Annotated in this window: 2 protein-coding genes; both read right to left on the bottom strand. The window is 49.9% G+C overall.

Translation table 11 applies throughout. The features are described from left to right. Positions 1–453 precede the first annotated feature (453 nt). Positions 454–3,102: a CHAT domain-containing protein gene (locus J0895_RS23140; RefSeq protein ID WP_207090349.1), complete on the bottom strand. Its 2,649-nt coding sequence runs from the start codon at positions 3,100–3,102 to the stop codon at positions 454–456. A gap of 65 nt (positions 3,103–3,167) precedes the next feature. Then, positions 3,168–5,583, bottom strand: a 2,416-nt coding sequence (locus tag J0895_RS23135; protein WP_207090348.1) for a beta strand repeat-containing protein, incomplete at its 5' end; no start/stop codon positions are given.

The raw sequence follows: 5,583 nt of genomic DNA, 5'->3' as shown, positions 1-5,583 counted from the left end.
GCACAGATTAATTATACCATGGATTTGGTTAACTACGTACCTACGTTCACCCACCTTATATCCCACGGCTAAAGCACATGGGTTTTACTGTGCTTACTATAACAAGGTAAATTAGTTCTGTCCATAGGCGATCGCCTCCTTTGCAAAAATTTTTATGAGAATCGGCGTAAAGCAATTGTAGGGTGGGCATTGCCCACCTACCTGTCGCCCTTTGGGGTAGGCAGGAATCCCCCGGCTTTAGACGTGGTACGGTTCAAAAGCAATTGTAGGGTGGGCAATGCCCACCTACCGTAAGGTGGGCATTGCCCACCTTACTCTCTACTCTCCTACTCCTTACCCAGTGGCGGAGTATTTCCTAAGCCATCAGGCCGGTTTTTCCCTGGATTTCAGCCATTTCTACTCTTTTTATCCTCCCATTCTCTGTCATGACAAAAGTCACTGAATTGTCACTCCCTAGAGCCAATTTCCTACCAGCACAAAGGGTGCCCAATAAAAGGGATGCTGATATTTCGGGTCTTGTAATAAGGCTAACTGACTTTGACGGAGGGCCTGAGCTTTACTCATGGGCAATTGTCCAGATTGGGGGATTCCATCTTCCGTTGCCACGCCCACCAAATTGCGGTAAAATTCTGTCACTAAGATCGCGGTAGATTGGTCATTCACGGCCCAAAGGGTGGCTAAGGTAGACCGCGCACCGGAGCGCACCGCGACCCCCGCCAGTCCTAAACCGGCTTGTTTATCTCCAGTAGCGGTTTGACAAGCACTCAGAACGAGTAATTCAATGGGAGTTGCTAACCCCGATTCCCGAGTTCTGAGTAGTTCTTCAAACTCCGTAACGCGAATTTTATCATCCCAAGTCAGAATAAAGGTTTGCTCAGAATCGGAGCTAAATTGACCGTGGGTGGCTAAATGAATCACGGGGAAATCCACAGCAGCGATCGCGGTGGCGAGGTTTAATTCGGTAAATTCGCTATCCAGCAATATTTTAGCATTCGGGACCGAATTTCCAATCTGCTCTAATTCAAGTTTTACCCCCGGTAATGCACTGAAACCCTGCCTTGCATCGGTAATTCCGGCACTAAGAACTTGAATTTTTTCCCCAGTTAAGGGTCGCGGGGCGAGGAGTTGTAAGCCCGGAGTCAGGGCAATATTATAGCGTTCAATGACATAGCGATCGCCATCATGGAGCGCTGACATTGGCAGATTTCTCAAAAAACCATCCAGGACAAAAACTAAGGTTTCTACCCCATTTTCTGCTAACGCCGATTCCGCCGGTCGAATCAACCAATCATACAGTTCTTGGGACAACTTTAACCGCTGCCGGTTAGAAAATGCCGGGTTTAAAAATTGCTGAAATTGCTCTAGGGTCTGCTCAATTTCAGCAGCGGTTCGGATGGTTTCATACTGGATGAGGGGTTGTCCTGAAATAGAGAGAATCACCGCCAAGCGATCGGGCAAAATCATCGGATAAAGCGCCGCTGCTTTCGGATCTACTTCATCAATTTGCTCTGGTTGCACATCCAAACAGGCATCTTTAAAGTAGTTATCCAGTTCAGCCAGTTGCAGGGATTCAATGGTGGCGCGAGCTTGTTTGAGATAGTCTTGGGCCGGTTTTTGTTCAACTTGTTTGGCGCGATCAAGTAATAAACTCACCAATTGTCGATAGAGAGGTTCGACCCGATCGCGGAACGAAAACTGCACCTGACGATCAATCGCCACTAAATCACTTCGCAGGGATTGCAAGCTATTCACCGCTTCACTATAAGCGGCGATCGCCCCGGGTCGATCTCCACCCTGAATCCGCAGTCTTCCTAATTGCCATTGCCACTGATAGGCAATATCAGACGCTTGAATCATTTGAGCAATATTTAACGCAGTTTCGCTATATTGTCTCGCTGTCTTAACCTCGCCCATTTCTTCATAAATTCTCCCTAAATTTCCCAAGGCATAAGACTCAGCCCGTTGATCCCTAATCTCCCGGGCCGCAATCAAGGCTTTTTCTAATAAAGGAATGCTTCCCCCAGTCTGAAATTGTCCAGGAATCGGATTTTCTTCTTCCTGTCCGAGGCAGTTCGCTTTTTGCTGTTCCAGGCAAATCAGATTTTGAGCCAAATTTACTTGGGCATAAATCCCCGGGCGAGAGGCAGATAATAGGGAGAGGGGTTCGGGAATTTCCGGAATCAGTTGGCGGGCTTTTTCCCAATTTGCTGTTTCAATTAATAAACTGAGTTGATTTAATTGGGCTTGCAGTTTGATTTGAGGAAATTGACTGGCACGTTCCGCCGCATTTTGATAGAAGCGAATCGCTTCCTCTGAATTATTTAATGCCCGTAACGTATTCCCTAAACTTAATAAAATTGCCCCGGTTTGTTCCGTTGATGCTCGGTTATTTTCTAAGGTTAAGGCTTGGCGTAACAGGCGTTCCGATTCCTGGAGTGCCCCACTTGCTCGCCGGACTTCTCCCAGGTTCAATAATCCTGCCGCTTGAATTGAGCGATCGGACTGGTTTTGTAATCGTTGTTCCACCTGTTCTAACAGGGTGGTAGCACGGCGATAAAGTCCTAATCCTTGCATCGCCCGGGCTTGATTAATTTGGCTGAGAATTTCCCCCGTGGGGTCTTGCGCTTGGCGATAAGCATCGGTGGCTTCTTGCCAGGTAGTTAAAGCCGCTTCTGCATTTCCCCGGGAGAATTGGAGACGACCTTCTGCATTGAGAATTTGGGCGCGGACGGTTTCGCGATCGCCCCGATTCCCTTGAGAAACTCGGGCGATCGCTCCTTGGGCGGAGGCGATCGCCTCGCTTGCTTGGGGATACTCTCCTAAACTCTGATACGCTAACGATAAAAAGCTCAAAGCCTGGGCTTGACCCAATAAATTCCCTTGTTCTGAAAAGGCGATCGCAGCCTGTTCCCAAAACTGCACCGCCTCAGAAAACTGTCCCGCTTCATAGCGACTTTTTCCTTGAGTTAATAATTCAGTAACCGCTTGGGCATTCAAACTCACGGAGGATGACCCATCAGGCATCACCCCCCACGCTACCCGAACACTCAGGCTTAAACTAAACCCCAACAAGGCAACAATAATAAACCGAACTCTGTGCATTATTTTGATATCCTTTGGGAATGAATCGTGGTTTGCTGTTGATCCGAAGGAAATATAAAATCCCCTTAGTCACTACAATCCGCCCCGAGTCTCACCCAGGAACTGTGAGGGCTGACTCGGGGCGTTTCAGTGACCAGGACCACCGTCCCCTCTGAGTTCACCTGCCAGCCTTGGGCTTCCACCAGGGGCGGGTTCTGAGGTAATTTCTCCAAAGTGAGGCTCTGTTCTGACCTGAGTTGACCCTGAACCGGCGTTCCTCCAGTGGGAACGAGGCGCAAATCATCTAAAATGACTGACGCATTCAGGGTTTCCGTCGGAGAGGCGGGCAACCCCCCGCGCCCCGTATATGTAAAGCTACTCTCTTGACCCTTGGCACAGAAGTTTTGGGCAATCAGTTGGGCGGCATCTACAAAATTCTCTTGCAATGACACAACTCCCAAGCTGGAATCCGCATCCGGGGTATTCACTTCGACGGAACCGCTAAACTCCGGTCCCAGTTCAGAGGTGGCGGTAATGTCACTACTTAAAGTTGCTGTTTCTCGAAATTCTGTCCCAAAGATGCCTTCGGCACTAATACTAACTCGTCCACCCCGTCCATCTAGGGCATTGGCGGTAATATCACTATTTCCCAGGGCCGTCAACACTTGGGTATCTATGGTAATATTTCCGCCATTGGTATTTCCGGCGTTGGTGGTGATATTACTGCCGCCAGAGAGTAATAGATCCGGCGATCGCAGTTGAATATTACCCCCTGCACCCGAAACCGTGGTTCCATTGAGACTCCCTCCCCTATCCAAACGCACCGAGTCAGCAACTATTTCTAGAGTCCCCGCATTCCCCGGTCCCAAACTCCTCACATCAATATTCGCCCCATCCCGCACCCGCAACTGTCCGGTATTAATTTGGAGGTCTCCGGCAGATCCGCTAATCTCCTGATTCTCGAAATCCGCACGTCCTGAAGAAGAATCCAATCCCGTTGGCAGTCCCGTAATCGGCGATTTTCCGGAAATATCTATCCCTTCGGTGGCATTCACCGTCAGGGTTCCGCCACTCCCTGAACCAAAGGTCCCGGTGGAGACGATTCCCCCAGCAGTTAGAGTTAACTGCCGCGTAGAAAGGGTGAGATCCCCGGACGGGGGGTCACCAAAGGTACTGGTGGCAATACTACTGGTAACTGTCCCATCTGGGGAGACTCCCACGATTTCTATCGACTCCTTCGCCTCTATTTGAATATTCCCCCCCGGTCCCCCGGCAGCTAGGGAACCGACGTTTGGACCTGTTCCGGTACTGGTGACAATCAATGCTCCCTCACGAATGCTCAACTGTCCTGTGTTAATGTTAATATCTCCCCCAGTCCCCGACCCAAATATGGTGTTATTTAAGATTCCCGTGGGCAGAAGATTCTCGGGTAGGGTTCGGGTGATTTCCACCCCAACGGATGCATTAATCATAATATCTCCACCGGGTCCACTTCCCAAGGTAGAACTAGAAATGATGCTCCCATCTTGAATACTCAGATAACTTGTTTCAATCTCAATATTTTCCGCTGAACCGGCACTCCCGAGGGCGGCAGAGGAAAAAATTCCACTGGCGATCGCCTCGATGCGATGGTTTCCCCTCATCTGAATTTCCCCACTGGATTCGGTCCCAAAGGTGGGACTGAATACAATCACACCATTATACAATCCAATGGCATTCCCGGCCTCTAAGGTGATATTTCCCGCCGGGGCAAACCCGACGGTTCCGGCAAATAATCCGCCAATGCGAGTCTCCGGTTGCAATTGTCCTGTTAATGCAGCCCCCATCACCTGTTCTAAGGGTCCAAATCCCACCCCAATTAGGGTGATAGAATCTGCCGCATTTATACTGAGATTTCCCCCTGCACCGGATCCAAAGCTGCTGGCGGATAAAAAGGCTGTTCCTTGGAGTAAAAATTGTCCGGTTTCAATCGTCAAGTCTCCCCCGGTCCCCACTCCCTGACTGTCGCTAATAACTGCACTAAAATTATCGGGATCAGCGCCGGTGAGGGCGACTAACTCCGTGGCTGTGATCTTCACAGGTCCCCCGGGTTGGGAACCGAGATTCAGGGCCAATACCTGAGACCCTTCGGAAATACCAATTTGCCTTCCTTGCAAGTGAATGGTTCCTCCCCCCTCTCCACTGGTATTGATTCGACTCTGTTGGCTGAGTTGAATGTCTTGAAAGCTCTCTACAGCTTCATATCCCGCTTGAATTCCCCGTTCTGTGGGCATCAAACTGATCCGGCTATTGCCTCCCACACTGCCGACTTCTATCCGTCCTCCAGGCGATCGCACTTGTCCCCCCTCTAGGAACACATTCCCCCCAAATAATCCCAGGGTTTGCCCCGGAAACACTTGCAATCCCCCAGTTTCTCTGTCTCTCCCTTGAGATTGCACCACAATAGTCCCCGGATTTGGGCCAAATTGTAACCCCACTGGCACGTTCAGCGTCAGCAAAGGG

Origin of the sequence: Phormidium pseudopriestleyi FRX01, assembly GCF_017313335.1 — a bacterium.
Taxonomy (GTDB): domain Bacteria; phylum Cyanobacteriota; class Cyanobacteriia; order Cyanobacteriales; family Laspinemataceae; genus Laspinema; species Laspinema pseudopriestleyi.
This window is presented reverse-complemented; position numbering and strand designations above follow the sequence as displayed.